Origin of the sequence: Cytobacillus citreus (genome assembly GCF_018343665.1) — a bacterium.
Lineage (GTDB): Bacteria > Bacillota > Bacilli > Bacillales > Cytobacillaceae > Cytobacillus > Cytobacillus citreus.
Genome location: NZ_JAGYPM010000018.1, coordinates 1 through 555 on the forward strand (window position 1 = coordinate 1; position 555 = coordinate 555).

1 rRNA gene is annotated in these 555 nt (G+C 41.4%); it reads right to left on the reverse strand.

From position 1 onward, the window contains the following. Window positions 1-126, reverse strand: a 23S ribosomal RNA gene (locus KHA94_RS25780); the annotation flags it as partial. Window positions 127-555 lie beyond the last annotated feature (429 nt).

The following is a 555-nucleotide window of genomic DNA, read 5'->3' on the forward strand; positions in this document are numbered from 1 at the left end:
TTTCCCCATTCGGAAATCTCCGGATCAAAGCTTACTTACAGCTCCCCGAAGCATATCGGTGTTAGTCCCGTCCTTCATCGGCTCCTAGTGCCTAGGCATTCACCGTGCGCCCTTTCTAACTTAACCTTGTTCGGTCAATGATAAGCTTCACATCTCTTCGTCATCTTCGCTCGTCAACATCCTCACGTACACACTACGTACGTTCCGGTGCTTCCTCACTCGATTCCTCGACCTGTTCGCTTCTCATTGCCCTCACGAATTATTAATTCGTGATTGGTTTTTACTCTATTTAATATAGAGAGAAAACTAAAATGGCGATTACTCGGTTATTCTTCTTCATTGCATTATCTAGTTTTCAAAGAACAAAGCAACTGACTTCAATCACATCATGAATAGACATCATTGATTCACTCCGTGCAGCTTTGCGACGAGCTGAAGTTAATCATCATCGAGTATGCTATGGCGCAGGAGCAAGTATCTATTCATTAAGCATATGAAATTCAGTAATTTTTTATCATGCTTAACCGCAAGATAAAAATGAGAGATTATTCTCTC